The sequence below is a fragment of the Rhodoferax sp. genome (assembly GCF_034519335.1).
Taxonomy (GTDB): Bacteria; Pseudomonadota; Gammaproteobacteria; order Burkholderiales; family Burkholderiaceae_C; genus Allorhodoferax.
The window spans coordinates 281,009-295,354 of record NZ_JAXHOL010000002.1 but is presented as its reverse complement, the minus strand read 5'-3'; the positions used below and the strand labels follow the sequence as shown (position 1 = coordinate 295,354).

The window sequence follows — 14,346 nt, the reverse complement described above, 5'->3', positions numbered from 1 at the left end:
AGGCTTTCACAAAAGTTATTCGGTCAAGGCCAGATCGGCGGGCGCGGCCAGCAAGGGGCTGAGGATGGTGACACCATCGATCTGCTGCCCGTGATGCAGATCCAGCGAGAGCACATGGCTGGCGCCACTTTGGGCCGCGGCGGCCACGATGAGCGCGTCCCAGTACGGTAGGCCAAATCGGGCCTCCACGCCCCAAGCGGTCTCCACCGTCTGGTGGTCAATCTGCCAGGGCTGCCAGAGCTGGTAACGGCGCAGCTTGGCACGCGCGTCGCCCTGCGGCATGGCGAAGTGGCGCGTGGCGCCCACGTAATAGGCGTTGAGCACCTGCGTGCTCAAACGCCCCGCCCTGCGCTGCCACAAGGCCTGCAGCCATTCACGCACACGAGCTTGGCGGGCGGCGTCGAACGCGTCGTCGGCGGCCAGCAGCACGTTGGTGTCCACAAAAACGATGGCGCCGGAGGTGTCGAGTGGGCTAGCCAATGTTCAAATCCCGCACCGGATAGACCTTGCCACCCGAGCTGAAGCTGGAGGTATCCGCCACCCAGTCGCGCTGGGCGCGGGCGTAGGCGTCGTCGTGCTGCATTTTGTCGGTCAGCATCTCGCCGACCAGCCTCGACACACTGGTGTTGCGCCGCGCCGCCTCGATCCGCACCCACTCCAGGGTGGCGTCTTCAACGGTGATGGTGACGTTTTTCATCGTGAATGCAGTTTACACGAAATTCGTGTTGCACGAAATTCGTGTAAATTTTTTGAGATTGGCGAAGCAAGGCAAACGAGCAACACGCGCATGCCTGGCGCTATAGTGCGGCGCAAGCAAAGAACGGGAGGGGTGAACGATGGTGGCAATTCAAGCGAAAAAGAGCGCATGGAAGCTGGCGGGTTTACCGCTATCTTTATATGAGCAGCTTACGCATATTCCGCAAGGGCTGGAGGCCAATTTAGCTGGTAACTTTGTCGGAATATCCGACTCGGCTACATCACGTTATCCCTCATGTAAACCCATGCGCCTACAAACCGCCATTGCCTCAATTGCCATGCTTGTTGGTACTGCAGTCGCAGCGCAAACGCCGGAGCAGACCGGTAGCGAAGGAATCGGTTATCCAACCGTTGCAGAAGCGATCGCATCGTTGAAGGCGAAACCCGGCGTGGAGGTTCAGATTACAAAGCCCGACGCCTGGACAATCGTCAACGAACCCAGTGGGATTCAATGGTCGTTTGTACCCAGCAACCACTATGCGAATCCTGCTGTCGTTCGTCGCGAAGTAAAAGTGAATCGTGAAGGCGGTGTCTTCATAGAAATGCGTGCCCTATGCCAGGCTGAAAAAGCTCAATGTGACAAACTCATCGAAGAGTTCAAGGTATTGAATGAGAGCATGCGCCAGTCCATTCAAAGTCGACTCAAAGCAGGTCAGGGGACGAAATGAGGGATAACAGGTTGCTCGTCGCGGACACGCAGCAACAGGTTGTCGCTTCGCAACGGCTGCTGCGTGCCGGACAGCGCCGACGTTGAGGCTGTAAAAAAACTCGCCATCTAATTTGGACACCAGCGATATGAAAAAACGACCTCATAGAACGGCCCACAATGAACGATCGCAGATGTCGGAAGGGGTCAAGTACCCCCTGAAATTGGTCAGTTTGAACAGTCTCGACATTTTTTACAACCTCGTTAGGCGTCACAAGAGGGCACTATGTCAGACCTTCGTGTAGTCGAAATCAAGGCTTTTGTTCCCGCCAGGGATTTCGGAGTCTCGAAGCAGTTCTACCAAGACATTGGCTTCACCATGGCATCAGATGGCGACGGCGTTGCCTACTTCCACCATGGTGATTCGAGCTTTCTGTTGCAGGACTTCTGCGTCGATGAGCACATCAAGAACTTCATGATGCATTTGCTGGTCGAAGACGTTGACTCTTGGCACAAAGCAATCGTGGAATCAGGCATCGCTGAGAAGTACAGCGTCCATGTTGGTGCGGTAGAGCTTCAGCCTTGGAGAATGCGAGACTTTGAGCTGTTTGACCCGTCGGGGGTACTGTGGCGAATCGCCCAGAACGTCAAGTAGGTGGGTCAAGTGGGCTCCGAGAGTTCATTCACCTCAGGGCATCAATCTCCACGCTGCGCAGTGACGCCTAACTCGAACGTTGGGCATCGCAAATGAACCGTCTTGCACTCGTCCTCTCCGCGCTCGTTGCAACCAGCTCATCATCAATCGCAGCGGAACAGGCGATTGAGCTAGAAACGCCAACCGGCGTTATCAAAGGCACGCTGACCATGCCACCGGGCGATTCGCGAACGGCGGTAGTCCTGTTGATCGCAGGCTCAGGACCGACTGACCGCGACGGGAACACACCGATGGCTGCCGGCAAGAACGACAGCTTGAAGTTGCTCGCAGCCGCACTCAGAGACAACGGCGTCGCGTCGGTTCGATACGACAAGCGCGGCATAGCCGCGAGTAGCCGGGCGGCCCACGCCGAGTCCGACTTACGCTTCGAGGATTACGTCCAAGATGCAGCATCTTGGGCAACAAGGCTTGCAAAGGACTCCCGCTTCACAGGCGTCGCCGTGCTAGGGCACAGCGAGGGGTCACTGATTGGCATGCTTGCATCGCAGCGCAGCCCTTCCGTGGCATTCATCTCGGTGGCGGGTCCTGCGGAAAGGGCGTCGGTGGTGCTGCGCCGTCAGCTTCAGGGACGTTTGCCCCCCGATCTGGCCACGCGGAACGAAGAGATTTTGAGTGCCCTTGAATCCGGCAGTACTGCCAGCGAGGTTCCCCCGCCACTCCTGGCCTTGTATCGCCCCAGCGTCCAGCCGTATCTCATTTCTTGGTTCAAGTACTCTCCATCGGATGAGCTGGTCAAACTGCGAATGCCGTGCCTGCTTGTACAAGGAGGAACCGACATTCAGGTTGGTGTAGCTGACGCGGAAGCGCTTCACGCCGCCAACAAGGCGTGCGTACTGAGGGTTGTAGCGGGAATGAACCACGTCATGAAGAGTGTTCCCCCTGATCGCCAGAAGCAGATTGCCTCGTACGGCGATCCTGCCCTTCCACTTAACACTGATTTCACTGAGGCACTTGCAAGCTTCTTTTCTGCAAAGCAAGTGCGGGCTGCATTCGGAGCGCCGCGCTAGCGATGCCCAACTCAAACGTTGATCAAAGCCCGAGTGTCCTGCTGATTTCAGCTGCTCAGCAGTATGCAAAACGCCCGAATTAGACTATCCGGAGTTTGGGAAAAAAGAACCGCGCACTCCCTCTGAATTTTTGGGACTTACGGGCTAAAGCCCAGACAAAATATGCGCAAGCAGCTATCAAATAGATAGCAACACAAATCAAACAACGGGTTCACAAACAGGGGTACACAGTACCCAGCGCATTCACCAATACCAACTGCACCGGGAAATCGGCCTCGTACACGTCAGCATTGCGCTTGAGTTCGGCGGTATACAGGTTCTTGGCCATGTGGGGTTCGAGCTTGCGGCCGTTGAGGCAAATACTCGGCTTGGCGCCGTCACGCACAGCTTGGTTGTGCGCTTCTACCGCACCCTCCATGACACCGACCAGGTAATAGTCGGTGTAGGTGCTGCCTTGCTTTTCAGTCTTTTCCAGGGCCCGCATTTCACGGATGGTCATGGCATGCGCCGCAGAAGCTGCGGCAAGGCACAGGGCAAACAACGCAGCAACCTGCCGCAGTGAGGAGGAGGTGTTGAGGGCTTGGAGTTTGGTGCGCATGGGGGTTGGTCGTCCGTCTGCGCCCATTCTTACTTCAATCGCATTTCCGCCGCACGCGCGTGGGCTTGCAGGCCTTCGCCATGCGCCAACACCGAGGCAATCTGCCCCAGCGCCTGCGCGCCCTGCTCGCTCACCTCAATGAGGCTGCTGCGTTTCTGAAAGTCGTACACCCCCAGCGGGCTGCTGAAGCGCGCAGTGCCGCTGGTGGGCAATACGTGGTTGGGGCCGGCGCAGTAGTCGCCCAGACTCTCTGACGTGTAGGCACCCAAAAAGATGGCGCCTGCGTGCTTGAGCAGCGGCTCCCACTTGTGCGGGTCGTTGCTGGAAACTTCCAAGTGCTCGGGCGCAATGCGGTTACTGATCTCGCAGGCCTCTTCCATGCTGCGCGTATGGATCAGCGCGCCACGGCCGGTGAGGCTCTTGGCAATGATCTCGGCGCGCGGCATCTCGTTCAACAGGCGGTTGATGCTCTGTTGCACCTGCGCGATGTACGCCGCGTCCGGGCACAACAAAATGCTTTGCGCCAGCTCGTCGTGTTCGGCCTGGCTGAACAGGTCCATGGCCACCCAGTCGGGCGGCGTGGTGCCGTCGGCCAGCACCAGAATCTCGCTGGGGCCAGCAATCATGTCGATGCCCACGGTGCCGAACACGCGGCGCTTGGCGGCGGCCACGTAGGCGTTGCCGGGGCCGGTGATTTTGTGCACGGCGGGAATGCTTTGCGTGCCGTAGGCCAGCGCGGCCACGGCCTGCGCACCGCCAATGGTGAATGCGCGGGTGACACCGGCCACATAGGCGGCGGCCAGCACCAGAGCATTCTTCTCGCCCTTGGGCGTCGGCACCACCATGATGATCTCGCCGACCCCTGCCACGTGGGCGGGGATGGCGTTCATCAACACGCTGGATGGATACGCCGCCTTGCCACCGGGCACGTAGATGCCCACGCGGTCCAGTGGCGTGACCTTTTGGCCCAGCAACGTACCGTCTTCGTCGCGGTAGCTCCAGCTCTCGCCAGAGGCTTTCTTCTGCGCCTCGTGGTAGCTGCGCACGCGTTTGGCTGCGGCTTCCAGCGCTTCGCGTTGTACGGCGGGAATGCTGTCGAACGCGGCCTTGAGTTCGGCCTGGGTCAGCTCCAGCGCCTTCATGTCGGTCGCTGTCAGGCCATCGAAACGGGCCGTGTACTCCAGCACGGCGGCATCGCCGCGCTGCTGCACGTCCGCCAGGATGTCGGCCACGCGCTGCTCGATGGCCGCATCAGTATCGGCAGACCAGTGCAGACGCGCCTTGAAATCAGCATCAAAAGTGGCACTGGCGCTTGATAGGTATGCGGGAGCAGCTACAAAAGTCATAGCAATTTCAAATCGGATTACTGGCCCACCGCACCGGCAAAGGCGTCGATGATCTTGCGGATGGGTTCTTGTTTGAGCTTGAGCGCAGCCTGGTTCACCACCAGGCGCGAGCTGATGTCCATGATGCGCTCCACCTCGACCAGGTGGTTGGCCTTGAGCGTATTGCCGGTGGACACCAGGTCGACGATGGCATCGGCCAGGCCCACCAGGGGCGCCAACTCCATGCTGCCGTAGAGCTTGATCAGGTCCACGTGCACGCCTTTGCTGGCAAAGAATTCACGGGCAATCGCCACGTACTTGGTGGCCACCTTCAGACGCGAGCCCTGCTTGACGGCAGATGCATAGTCAAAGTCAGCCCGCACCGCCACGCTGATGCGGCACTTGGCAATCTGCAAATCCAGCGGCTGGTACAGGCCTTGGCTGCCGTGCTCCAGCAGCGTGTCCTTGCCAGTAATACCAAGGTCGGCACCGCCGTACTGCACATAGGTGGGCACGTCGGTGGCCCGCACTACCAGCACGCGCACGTTGGGCTGGTTGGTGTCCAGAATCAGCTTGCGCGATTTCTCGGGGTCGTCCAGCACCTCGATACCCGCCGCCTTGAGCAGGGGCACGGTTTCTTCAAAGATGCGGCCTTTGGACAGGGCGAGTGTGATCATTTCAGTAGTCATGTAATGCGCTCGATATCTGCGCCAATGCCGCGCAGCTTGGCTTCCATTTGGTCGTAACCACGGTCCAGGTGGTAAATGCGGTCCACCATGGTTTCGCCATCGGCCACCAGGCCGGCAATCACCAGGCTGGCGGAAGCGCGCAGGTCGGTAGCCATCACCGTGGCGCCCGACAGTTTGGGCACACCCTCGATCACCGACACCTTGCCGTCGATCTGGATGTGCGCGCCCAGGCGCACCAGCTCGTTGACGTGCATGAAGCGGTTCTCGAAGATGGTTTCAGTCACCTTGCTGGCACCCTGCGAGATGGCGTTGAGCGCCATGAACTGGGCCTGCATGTCGGTGGGGAAACCGGGGTATTCGGTGGTGCGAAAGCTCTGCGCCTTCAAATGATGGAAGGCCGGCCCCTGCGCCTGCACGCGGATGCCGCCTTCCACCGCAGTCACGGTCACGCCCGCATCGCGCAGCTTGTCGATCACGGCGTCCAAATGGTCAGCACGGCCATGCTTCAAGAATACGTCGCCACCTGTGGCGGCCACGGCACATAAAAAGGTGCCGGTCTCGATCCGGTCCGCCACCACCTGGTGGGTGCAACCCTGCAGTTGCTCCACGCCCTGGATGCGGATGCGGCTGGTGCCGTGGCCTTCAATCTTGGCGCCCATCTTGATGAGCATTTCGGCCAGATCGGGAATCTCGGGTTCCTGGGCGGCGTTTTCAAGAATGGTTTCGCCCTCGGCCAGTGCTGCGGCCATCAGGAAGTTTTCGGTGCCGGTCACGGTCACCATGTCGGTGGCAATGCGCGCGCCCTTCAGGCGCGTCCAGCCCTTGGGCAGCTTGGCGATCATGTAGCCGTGTTCGACCACGATCTCGGCCCCCATGGCGGTCAAACCCTTCAGGTGCTGGTCCACCGGGCGCGAGCCAATGGCACAGCCACCGGGCAAGGACACAGTGGCCTCACCAAAACGTGCAAGCAGCGGCCCCAGCGCCAGCACGGAGGCACGCATGGTCTTCACCAACTCGTAAGGGGCTTCGGGTGCGCTCAGCGGGCCGGCATTGATGTGCACTGCCCCATCGGCGCCCTGCTCCACCTGCACACCCATGTTGCGAATCAGCGTCAGCATGGTGGACACGTCTTGTAGGCGCGGCACATTCAACAGCGTCACCGGCTCGGCGGTGAGCAAGGTGGCGCATAGCTCTGGCAACGCGGCATTTTTGGCGCCGGAAATCAGCACCTCGCCCTGCAAGGTGTTGCCACCACGGATCAGTAGTTTGTCCATACGGCGCTCAGGCTGATTGCGCAGCCCACTCGGCCGGCGTGTAGGTTTTCATGGACAGGGCGTGCACTTCATCGGTATGCATGCGGCTGCCGAGCGTGGCATAGACCTGCTGGTGGCGCTGGATCAGACGCTTGCCTTCAAACGCGCTGGACACAATAGTGGCGTACCAGTGGCGGCCATCGCCTTCGAGTGCGCAATGGTCGCAGGCAATACCGGCGGTGATGAGGGCTTGGAGTTGGTCAGCTGTCATAAAAAAATCAGGAACGAATCTTGTAGCCGGTGCGCAGCAGGTGCACGGCAATGGCACTCACCACCACCAGCGCAATGCCGACGATGCCCAGGCTCAGCCAGGGCGACACGTCGCTCACGCCAAAGAAGCCATAGCGGAAGCCGTCGATCATGTAGAAGAAAGGGTTGAGGTGGCTCACGCTTTGCCAGAACGACGGCAGCGAGTGAATGGAATAGAACACGCCACTGAGAAAGGTCATGGGCATGATGACAAAGTTCTGGAAGGCTGCGAGTTGGTCAAATTTTTCGGCCCACAAACCCGCGATCAACCCCAGCGTGCCCAGCAAGGCAGCGCCCAGCACCGCAAACACCAGAATCCACAGCGGTGCCACCAGGCTGATCGGCGTGAAGAACAAAGTCACCACAAACACACCAGCGCCCACCACCAGCCCGCGCGCGATGCTGGAGCCCACATAGGCGAAGAACCAACTCCAGTGCGACAGCGGGGTGAGCAACAGAAACACGAGGTTGCCCATGATTTTGCTCTGGATCAACGACGAAGAGCTGTTGGCAAACGCGTTTTGCAACACGCTCATCATCACCAGCCCCGGCACCAGAAACGCGGTGTAGCTGATGGTGTCGTACACCTTCACATGGTCACCCAGGGCATGGCCGAAGATCATCAGGTACAGCAGGGCCGTGAGCACGGGTGCTGCCACGGTTTGGAAGCTCACCTTCCAGAAGCGCAGCACCTCCTTGTACAACAGGGTTTGCCAGCCGTTCATGCTGTGACCTCCGCCTTGGAACCCATGACATCGAGGAACACATCCTCCAGATCGGCCTTGCGGATTTCGACATCCTCTACCGTCACGCCTGCCTGGCGCACAGCAGCCAGGTACTGCTCAATCTCCAGCGCGTTATGCGCGGGCAGTTGCACGATACGACCTGTGATGCGCGCACGCGCTGCCAGTGCGATGGGCAGGGTGTCACCGGTCTTGAAGCGCAACACATTACTGCTGGCAGCCTTGAGCAAATCACTGGTCTTGTCTAGTGCCACGATACGACCGGTCTTGAGCATGGCAATGCGGCCACACAAGGCCTCGGCCTCTTCGAGGTAGTGGGTGGTCAGCAACACAGTGCTGCCTTGTTTGTTGAGGTTGGCCACAAACTGCCAGAGTGTTTGACGCAACTCCACGTCCACACCGGCGGTGGGCTCGTCCAGCACGATCACAGGCGGTTTGTGCACCAGCGCCTGCGCCACCAGCACACGACGCTTCATGCCACCGGAGAGCTGGCGCATATTGGCATTGGCCTTGTCGGTGAGCCCCAAGCCTTCCAGCAACTCATCCACCCAGGCATCGTTGTTCTTGACACCAAAGTAACCGGACTGGATGCGCAACATTTCACGCACATTGAAGAAGGGGTCGAACACCAATTCCTGCGGCACCACACCGAGCTTGCGGCGGGCATTGGCATAGTCCGTCTGGACATCGCTACCCAGTACCCGGACGCTGCCGCTGCTGGCACGGGTCAGGCCGGCCAAGATGCTGATCATGGTGGTTTTACCTGCCCCATTGGGACCGAGCAGGCCAAAAAATTCGCCCTCTTCGATCTGGAGGCTGACCCCGTCCAGGGCCTTGAAGGTAGTGCCTTTATGGCCTTTGGGAGAGGCGTAGGCTTTGGAGACGGATTGGAATGAGATTGCGGGCATGGGAACCCGCGATTTTACGCGGACGGGCTCAGGCCGCAGTTAGCAGGCCATCAATCCCGTACAAGGCAGCAAGGTCCCGCAAACGCTGGGGCAAACTGCGAACGGCAAATTGTTTGCCAATGCGGGCGCATTCGCGGCGCAATTCCAACAACACAGCCAGGGCTGAGGAGTCAAACCGCTGCAGCGCTGCCCCATCCACCACGATGGTGTGCGGCTCAGCCTGCAGGCCGGAACGCAGAGTGGCAAGGCAATCATGTGCCACGTCCTGCGTCAGGGTGGAAGGAAGGTTCAGCACATCAGCCTTTCTTGGCGTTGGCCTTGTTTTGTTCGGTCAGTGTGTCGATCAGACCGTCGATGCCCTTGGCATTGATTTGTTGTGCAAACTGGCTGCGGTACGTCTCTACCAGCCACACACCCAGTACGTTGAGGTTGTAAATCTTCCAACCCGCGCCTACGCCTGGGGTTTTCTCCAAACGGTAGTCGAGCTGGATGGCATCTCCACGGCCTTTCACTTCGGTGCGCACTACCACCTCTTTATCCTCAGGCGCAGCGCGCAAGGGCTTCATGGCGATGGTTTGGTCACTGACCTGCGCCAAAGCGCCAGCATAGGTACGCACCAGCAGAATCTTGAATTCGTCTTGCAGGCGTTTTTGCTGCTCGGGAGTTGCTTGGCGCCAACCGGGGCCGACGGCAGATGCTGTCATGCGCTGGAAATTGACATTCGGCATGATGCGAGTGTCTACCAGTGCAACCACACGGGCCATGTCGCCGGCTCGAATGGCTTTGTCGGCCTTGATGGTGTCGAGCACATCGACAGACAGACGTTTGATCAGCGCATCAGGCGCCTCGTCTTCCGCCCGAACTGGGGTGGAGAGCACCATGGCACCCAAAGTTGCCACAGCCGCCAATGCGGTCACCACTTGTCGCTTGTTCAAAATCATGCGCTAGCCTCCATGCATGCAATTATCCACAGACCCGGCGAGCGGCGCTGAACGGGCAAGATTCCCCTTCAGGGCTCGGTGCCTTCTTCGGGTGGCGGGTCACCATCGTAGTCGTCATTGCGCTGACGCTGCAAATAGGCGTCACGGGTGAAGGAATAACGGTCCAAAGCCGCACCATCCACCACGTCCCCAGCTCTCAAGTAGGTGGCACGCGTATCCACCACATTGAGTACGGTCAGCCCGGTGCGCGTCGCTTCGTCTGGCATGTGCGTGACCAGACTCCCCTGCTGATCTACCGGCAAGGCTGCCACTTCGCGCAGGGTGGCAGGCCCCAACAAAGGCAGAACCAAATAGGGCCCGGGGCTAACACCCCAACGCCCCAAGGTCAGGCCAAAGTTGGCTGGATGCCGGTCAATTCCCAGGTCACTGGCAACATCCACCAAACCCGCAAGACCGATGGTGCTGTTCACCATCACCCGGCCAATGCTGTCGCCCATCTCTTGACCCCGCAGTTGCAGGCCATTATTCAAGGCGGACCAGACATCTTCAAGGTTGTTGAAGAAGTTTCCCACCCCCTTGCGCGCCCACGAGGGCAAGGTGGCTTGGTAAGCACGGGCCGTTGGCTTCAATACTATGCGGTCTACTCCGTCGTTGAAACCGAACACACCGCGATTGAAAGACTCCAAAGGATCGCGCGAATCCGGGGAAGCCACGGTTGCACAACCCTGCAGCACGAGCAAGACCACGCCCAACACAATGCCCACGGCACCACGCATCAGGCGATGCACAGGCAGGACGTTTGACATATCAGAGCTGCTCATTTGCCTTCTTTGTCGCTGGCAGACCCGTCAGCCGCTTTGCTATATAAAAATTGGCTGATGAGGTTTTCCAATACTACTGCCGACTGGGTGGTGCCTATGCTGTCTCCGGCGGCCAAGTTGGCGGCGTCTGCGCCAGCTTCAATGCCAATGTACTGCTCTCCGAGCAGACCGCTGGTCAATATTTTGAGAGAACTGTCTTTGGGGAAGGCAAAGCGCTTGTCCATGGACAACATCACCTTGGCTTGGAAACTTTTGTCATCAAACGTGATGGAGTCCACACGCCCCACCACCACGCCCGCGCTTTTGACGGCCGCCTTGGGCTTGAGGCCGCCAATGTTGTCAAACTTGGCACTCACCGCGTAGCCCCGCTCGAAATTCAGCGACAACAGATTGGCTGACTGCAGGGCCAAAAACAGCAAAGCCGCAGCACCCAGCAGCACAAACAGGCCCACCCACACATCTTTGCCAGAACGTTGCATTTGTTATCCCCTAAATACTGAACATCATGGCGGTCAGGACGAAATCCAGAGCCAATACAGTCAACGAAGCGACGACCACAGTACGTGTGGTCGCGTGGGCCACGCCTTCTGGCGTGGGCTGGGCTTCATAGCCTTGCAGCAGGGCGATAAAGCTCACCGCAAAACCGAACACCAAGCTCTTGAGCACGCCATTGCCGACGTCCTGCCACACATCCACGCCGCCCTGCATCTGACTCCAGAAGGAGCCAGCGTCGATGCCAATCATCAGCACACCCACGATGTAGCCGCCGATCACCCCCACCGCACTAAAGACCGCGGCCAGCAGGGGCATGGCAATGACCGCCCCCCAGAAGCGCGGCGCCAGAATGCGTTGTACCGGGTCCACGGCCATCATTTCCATGGCACTGAGCTGTTCACCCGCTTTCATGAGTCCGATTTCAGCGGTAAGAGAGGTACCCGCACGTCCCGCGAAAAGCAGAGCTGTAATGACTGGCCCCAACTCACGCACCAAACTCAAGGCCACCAGCAGGCCCAAAGCCTCTGACGAACCGTAACGCTGCAAGGTGTAATAGCCCTGCAGACCGAGCACAAAGCCCACAAAGATGCCAGACACCGCAATGATGGCCAGCGAGTAGTTGCCCATGAAGTGAATCTGGTCGCGCACCAAGCCGGGGCGTCGTACCAGGGTGCCAACAGACGCTAACAAACGGCCAAACAGGCGCGCACCATAACCCAAGTCGGCCAGCTTGGAACGGACGGCCAAGCCCACATCGGCGGGGTGGTACCAGCTCATTGGCCAGCTCCAACAGAAAAATCAGCATCCACACTGGCCGCCGGGTAGTGAAACCGCACCGGCCCTTCGGGCTGAGCATTCACAAACTGGTGAACCAAGGGATCGGTACTGTGCCGCACCTCATCGGGGGTGCCTTGGGCGGCAATCTTGCCGTTGGCCAAGATGATGACCTTGTCGGCGATGTGAAAGGTTTCTTCCAGATCATGCGAAACGATCACGCTGGTCAGACCCATGGTGTCGTTGAGCTGGCGGATCAGGCGGGCTGCGGTGCCTAGCGAAATCGGGTCCAGCCCGGCAAAGGGCTCGTCGTACATTACCAGTTCAGGGTCCAACGCAATGGCACGGGCCAGCGCCACACGCCGGGCCATGCCGCCAGATATCTCGGAGGGCATCAATTCGCGCGCACCACGCAGGCCCACCGCATTGAGCTTCATGAGCACAATATCGCGCACCAAAGCGGGGGACAGGTTGGTGTGCTCGCGCAGGGGAAAGGCTACGTTGTCGAATACGCTCAAGTCGGTAAACAAAGCGCCAAATTGGAACAGCATCCCCATCCGGCGCCTGGCTGCGTAGAGCTGCTGCGCATTGGCCTTGCCGATATCTTGCACGTCCTTGCCCGGTTCTGCGCCATGCAGCAATAGCTGGCCTTTTTGCGCGCGGCACTGTCCGCCAATGAGCCGCAAGACCGTCGTCTTGCCCCCCCCCGATGCGCCCATGAGTGCCGTAACTTTGCCACGCGGAATGGACAACGTTACACCGTCCAGGATCAGGCGTTCGCCGTAACCAAAGGACAATTCCTGGAGTTCAACAAGAGGGGCGGTGGATAGGTTGGCCATATAAGCAACAAGGCCGGGATGTACCCGGCCTTGGAATCATAAGGGATTACCCGAGATCAACGGGGCAAGTCACTAAAATCCATGAGGAACTCGTCGACCGAGCGCGCGGCTTGCCGGCCTTCGCGGATCGCCCACACCACCAGGCTCTGGCCGCGACGCATGTCACCCGCAGCGAAAACTTTGGGCACATTGGTGGCGTAACCGCCGATGAACTCAGTGCTGGCCTTGGCGTTGCCGCGGCTATCCTTGTCCACACCAAACACGTCCAGTATGGTCGCCACGGGATTCACAAAGCCCATGGCCAGCAGCACGAGGTCTGCCTTGAGCACTTTTTCAGTGCCGGGCACATCCACCAACTTGCCGTCCTTGAACTCGACTTGCACGGTCTTGAGACCTGTGACCTTGCCTTTTTCGCCGATGAACTCTTTGGTGGAGATGGAGAACACGCGCTCGCAACCCTCTTCATGGCTGGAGCTGGTGCGCAACTTCAGCGGCCAGTAAGGCCAAGTCAACGGGCGATTTTCCACTTCTGGCGGCTGAGGCATCACTTCAAACTGGGTCACGCTGACCGCGCCATGGCGGTTGGAGGTACCCACACAGTCAGAGCCGGTGTCACCACCGCCGATGACGATGACATGCTTGCCGTCAGCGCGCAGTTGGTTCTTGAGCTTGTCGCCGGCATTGACCTTGTTCTGCTGAGGCAGGAACTCCATGGCGAAGTGAATACCATCGAGGTCACGGCCGGGCACAGGCAGGTCGCGCGACTGCTCGGAGCCGCCGGTCAGCAGCACCGCATCGAAATCCTTCTTGAGCTGTTCGGGGGAAATGGTTTCCTTGGCCCAGTTGGTGACCTTGGAGCCCTTGGGCATTTCACCTACCAGCACGCCGGTGCGGATGGTCACGCCCTCAGCAACCAGCTGCTCGGCGCGGCGGTCGATGTGGGACTTCTCCATCTTGAAGTCAGGAATGCCGTAGCGCAGCAGGCCGCCGATGCGATCGTTTTTCTCGAACAAAGTCACATCGTGACCAGCGCGGGCCAACTGCTGGGCTGCGGCCATACCTGCAGGGCCGGAACCTACGATGGCGACTTTCTTGCCCGTCTTGACCGCTGCGGGCTGAGGCTTTACCCAACCTTCGTGCCAGGCACGGTCAATGATGGCGTGCTCGATCGATTTGATGCCCACCGCTTCTTCGTTGACGTTCAAGGTGCAGGCGGCCTCGCAGGGTGCGGGGCAGATGCGACCGGTGAACTCGGGGAAGTTGTTGGTGCTGTGCAGCGTGTCAATCGCGGCCTTCCAGTCTTTGCGGAAGACGAGATCGTTGAAATCCGGAATGATGTTGTTGACCGGGCAGCCGTTGTTGCAGAACGGCGTGCCGCAGTCCATGCAGCGCGCGGCTTGCTTGTTGGCCTGTGCATCGTCCAGACCGATAACGAACTCTTTGTAGTTCTTCAAGCGCTCGGTAACAGGCTTGTAGCCCTCTTCGATGCGCTCAAACTCCATGAAGCCAGTGACTTTTCCCATGATG

At 59.3% G+C, this 14,346-nt stretch carries 19 protein-coding genes; 3 read left to right on the top strand and 16 right to left on the bottom strand.

All coding sequences use genetic code 11. From position 1 onward, the window contains the following. Nucleotides 1-15 precede the first annotated feature (15 nt). Nucleotides 16-480 (bottom strand): PIN domain-containing protein, encoded by a 465-nt coding sequence (locus U5O12_RS03225; RefSeq protein ID WP_322577242.1) that lies wholly within the window; start codon nucleotides 478-480, stop codon nucleotides 16-18. Beyond that, entirely contained in the window at nucleotides 473-697 is a 225-nt protein-coding gene (locus U5O12_RS03220; RefSeq protein ID WP_322577241.1) for a CopG family transcriptional regulator, read from the bottom strand. The genes U5O12_RS03225 and U5O12_RS03220 overlap by 8 nt, the downstream gene beginning before the upstream one ends. A 139-nt stretch (nucleotides 698-836) precedes the next feature. Between U5O12_RS03220 and U5O12_RS03215 the strand changes: the two genes are divergently transcribed. The 3 genes from U5O12_RS03215 to U5O12_RS03205 all read left to right on the top strand — a co-directional run bounded on the left by U5O12_RS03215 (nucleotide 837) and on the right by U5O12_RS03205 (nucleotide 3,124). Continuing rightward, complete coding sequence (locus U5O12_RS03215) at nucleotides 837-1,424, top strand: hypothetical protein (RefSeq protein ID WP_322577240.1); 588 nt, start codon at nucleotides 837-839, stop codon at nucleotides 1,422-1,424. A 264-nt stretch (nucleotides 1,425-1,688) separates the two neighbouring features. Next, nucleotides 1,689-2,057, top strand: a complete 369-nt coding sequence (locus U5O12_RS03210; RefSeq protein WP_322577239.1) for a VOC family protein — start codon at nucleotides 1,689-1,691, stop codon at nucleotides 2,055-2,057. Nucleotides 2,058-2,149: 92 nt separating this feature from the next. Further along, on the top strand, nucleotides 2,150-3,124 hold the full coding sequence (locus U5O12_RS03205) for an alpha/beta hydrolase (protein ID WP_322577238.1): 975 nt from the start codon (nucleotides 2,150-2,152) through the stop codon (nucleotides 3,122-3,124). A 211-nt stretch (nucleotides 3,125-3,335) separates the two neighbouring features. On the opposite strand, the gene U5O12_RS03200 is transcribed toward U5O12_RS03205, so the two are convergent. From U5O12_RS03200 to U5O12_RS03135, 14 genes are all read right to left on the bottom strand, one after another. Continuing rightward, entirely contained in the window at nucleotides 3,336-3,722 is a 387-nt protein-coding gene (locus U5O12_RS03200) for a hypothetical protein (protein ID WP_322577237.1), read from the bottom strand. A 29-nt stretch (nucleotides 3,723-3,751) separates the two neighbouring features. Continuing rightward, on the bottom strand, nucleotides 3,752-5,068 hold the full coding sequence (gene hisD, locus U5O12_RS03195; protein ID WP_322577236.1) for a histidinol dehydrogenase: 1,317 nt from the start codon (nucleotides 5,066-5,068) through the stop codon (nucleotides 3,752-3,754). 17 nt (nucleotides 5,069-5,085) lie between these two features. Further along, nucleotides 5,086-5,724 (bottom strand): ATP phosphoribosyltransferase, encoded by a 639-nt coding sequence (gene hisG, locus U5O12_RS03190; RefSeq protein WP_105262764.1) that lies wholly within the window; start codon nucleotides 5,722-5,724, stop codon nucleotides 5,086-5,088. An 8-nt stretch (nucleotides 5,725-5,732) separates the two neighbouring features. Beyond that, entirely contained in the window at nucleotides 5,733-7,010 is a 1,278-nt protein-coding gene (murA, locus tag U5O12_RS03185; RefSeq protein ID WP_322577235.1) for a UDP-N-acetylglucosamine 1-carboxyvinyltransferase, read from the bottom strand. Nucleotides 7,011-7,017: 7 nt separating this feature from the next. Beyond that, nucleotides 7,018-7,260, bottom strand: a complete 243-nt coding sequence (locus U5O12_RS03180; protein ID WP_322577234.1) for a BolA family protein — start codon at nucleotides 7,258-7,260, stop codon at nucleotides 7,018-7,020. A 7-nt stretch (nucleotides 7,261-7,267) separates the two neighbouring features. After that, nucleotides 7,268-8,023 carry an ABC transporter permease gene (locus U5O12_RS03175; RefSeq protein ID WP_322577233.1) on the bottom strand — a complete coding sequence of 252 codons (756 nt, stop codon included), beginning with the start codon at nucleotides 8,021-8,023 and terminating at the stop codon, nucleotides 7,268-7,270. Beyond that, on the bottom strand, nucleotides 8,020-8,949 hold the full coding sequence (locus tag U5O12_RS03170) for an ABC transporter ATP-binding protein (protein WP_322577232.1): 930 nt from the start codon (nucleotides 8,947-8,949) through the stop codon (nucleotides 8,020-8,022). Before U5O12_RS03170 ends, U5O12_RS03175 begins: the two co-directional genes overlap by 4 nt. A 28-nt stretch (nucleotides 8,950-8,977) precedes the next feature. Beyond that, nucleotides 8,978-9,244 carry an STAS domain-containing protein gene (locus U5O12_RS03165; RefSeq protein ID WP_322577231.1) on the bottom strand — a complete coding sequence of 89 codons (267 nt, stop codon included), beginning with the start codon at nucleotides 9,242-9,244 and terminating at the stop codon, nucleotides 8,978-8,980. 1 nt (nucleotide 9,245) lies between these two features. Further along, nucleotides 9,246-9,830, bottom strand: a complete 585-nt coding sequence (locus tag U5O12_RS03160) for an ABC transporter substrate-binding protein (protein ID WP_322577358.1) — start codon at nucleotides 9,828-9,830, stop codon at nucleotides 9,246-9,248. A 128-nt stretch (nucleotides 9,831-9,958) separates the two neighbouring features. Further along, a complete protein-coding gene (locus tag U5O12_RS03155) occupies nucleotides 9,959-10,696 on the bottom strand; it encodes a VacJ family lipoprotein (protein WP_322577230.1) in 738 nt (245 codons plus the stop codon). Nucleotides 10,697-10,707: 11 nt separating this feature from the next. Next, complete coding sequence (gene mlaD / locus U5O12_RS03150) at nucleotides 10,708-11,190, bottom strand: outer membrane lipid asymmetry maintenance protein MlaD (protein WP_322577229.1); 483 nt, start codon at nucleotides 11,188-11,190, stop codon at nucleotides 10,708-10,710. A gap of 10 nt (nucleotides 11,191-11,200) precedes the next feature. Beyond that, nucleotides 11,201-11,983: a lipid asymmetry maintenance ABC transporter permease subunit MlaE gene (gene mlaE / locus U5O12_RS03145; protein WP_322577228.1), complete on the bottom strand. Its 783-nt coding sequence runs from the start codon at nucleotides 11,981-11,983 to the stop codon at nucleotides 11,201-11,203. Continuing rightward, complete coding sequence (locus tag U5O12_RS03140) at nucleotides 11,980-12,819, bottom strand: ABC transporter ATP-binding protein (RefSeq protein WP_322577227.1); 840 nt, start codon at nucleotides 12,817-12,819, stop codon at nucleotides 11,980-11,982. Before U5O12_RS03140 ends, mlaE begins: the two co-directional genes overlap by 4 nt. 56 nt (nucleotides 12,820-12,875) lie before the next feature. After that, complete coding sequence (locus tag U5O12_RS03135) at nucleotides 12,876-14,342, bottom strand: glutamate synthase subunit beta (protein WP_322577226.1); 1,467 nt, start codon at nucleotides 14,340-14,342, stop codon at nucleotides 12,876-12,878. Between the last annotated feature and the right edge of the window lie 4 nt (nucleotides 14,343-14,346).

Bases quoted from the DNA above. Each gene is read 5' to 3' on its own strand.
- mlaD (WP_322577229.1), bottom strand. From the start codon at position 11,190: ATGCAACGTTCTGGCAAAGATGTGTGGGTGGGCCTGTTTGTGCTGCTG.
- U5O12_RS03155 (WP_322577230.1), bottom strand. From the start codon at position 10,696: ATGTCAAACGTCCTGCCTGTGCATCGCCTGATGCGTGGTGCCGTGGGC.
- U5O12_RS03210 (WP_322577239.1), top strand. From the start codon at position 1,689: ATGTCAGACCTTCGTGTAGTCGAAATCAAGGCTTTTGTTCCCGCCAGG.
- U5O12_RS03135 (WP_322577226.1), bottom strand. From the start codon at position 14,342: ATGGGAAAAGTCACTGGCTTCATGGAGTTTGAGCGCATCGAAGAGGGC.
- hisD (WP_322577236.1), bottom strand. From the start codon at position 5,068: ATGACTTTTGTAGCTGCTCCCGCATACCTATCAAGCGCCAGTGCCACT.
- U5O12_RS03180 (WP_322577234.1), bottom strand. From the start codon at position 7,260: ATGACAGCTGACCAACTCCAAGCCCTCATCACCGCCGGTATTGCCTGC.
- U5O12_RS03175 (WP_322577233.1), bottom strand. From the start codon at position 8,023: ATGAACGGCTGGCAAACCCTGTTGTACAAGGAGGTGCTGCGCTTCTGG.
- mlaE (WP_322577228.1), bottom strand. From the start codon at position 11,983: ATGAGCTGGTACCACCCCGCCGATGTGGGCTTGGCCGTCCGTTCCAAG.
- U5O12_RS03205 (WP_322577238.1), top strand. From the start codon at position 2,150: ATGAACCGTCTTGCACTCGTCCTCTCCGCGCTCGTTGCAACCAGCTCA.
- U5O12_RS03160 (WP_322577358.1), bottom strand. From the start codon at position 9,830: ATGGTGCTCTCCACCCCAGTTCGGGCGGAAGACGAGGCGCCTGATGCG.
- murA (WP_322577235.1), bottom strand. From the start codon at position 7,010: ATGGACAAACTACTGATCCGTGGTGGCAACACCTTGCAGGGCGAGGTG.
- U5O12_RS03220 (WP_322577241.1), bottom strand. From the start codon at position 697: ATGAAAAACGTCACCATCACCGTTGAAGACGCCACCCTGGAGTGGGTG.
- U5O12_RS03170 (WP_322577232.1), bottom strand. From the start codon at position 8,949: ATGCCCGCAATCTCATTCCAATCCGTCTCCAAAGCCTACGCCTCTCCC.
- hisG (WP_105262764.1), bottom strand. From the start codon at position 5,724: ATGATCACACTCGCCCTGTCCAAAGGCCGCATCTTTGAAGAAACCGTG.
- U5O12_RS03200 (WP_322577237.1), bottom strand. From the start codon at position 3,722: ATGCGCACCAAACTCCAAGCCCTCAACACCTCCTCCTCACTGCGGCAG.
- U5O12_RS03215 (WP_322577240.1), top strand. From the start codon at position 837: ATGGTGGCAATTCAAGCGAAAAAGAGCGCATGGAAGCTGGCGGGTTTA.
- U5O12_RS03140 (WP_322577227.1), bottom strand. From the start codon at position 12,819: ATGGCCAACCTATCCACCGCCCCTCTTGTTGAACTCCAGGAATTGTCC.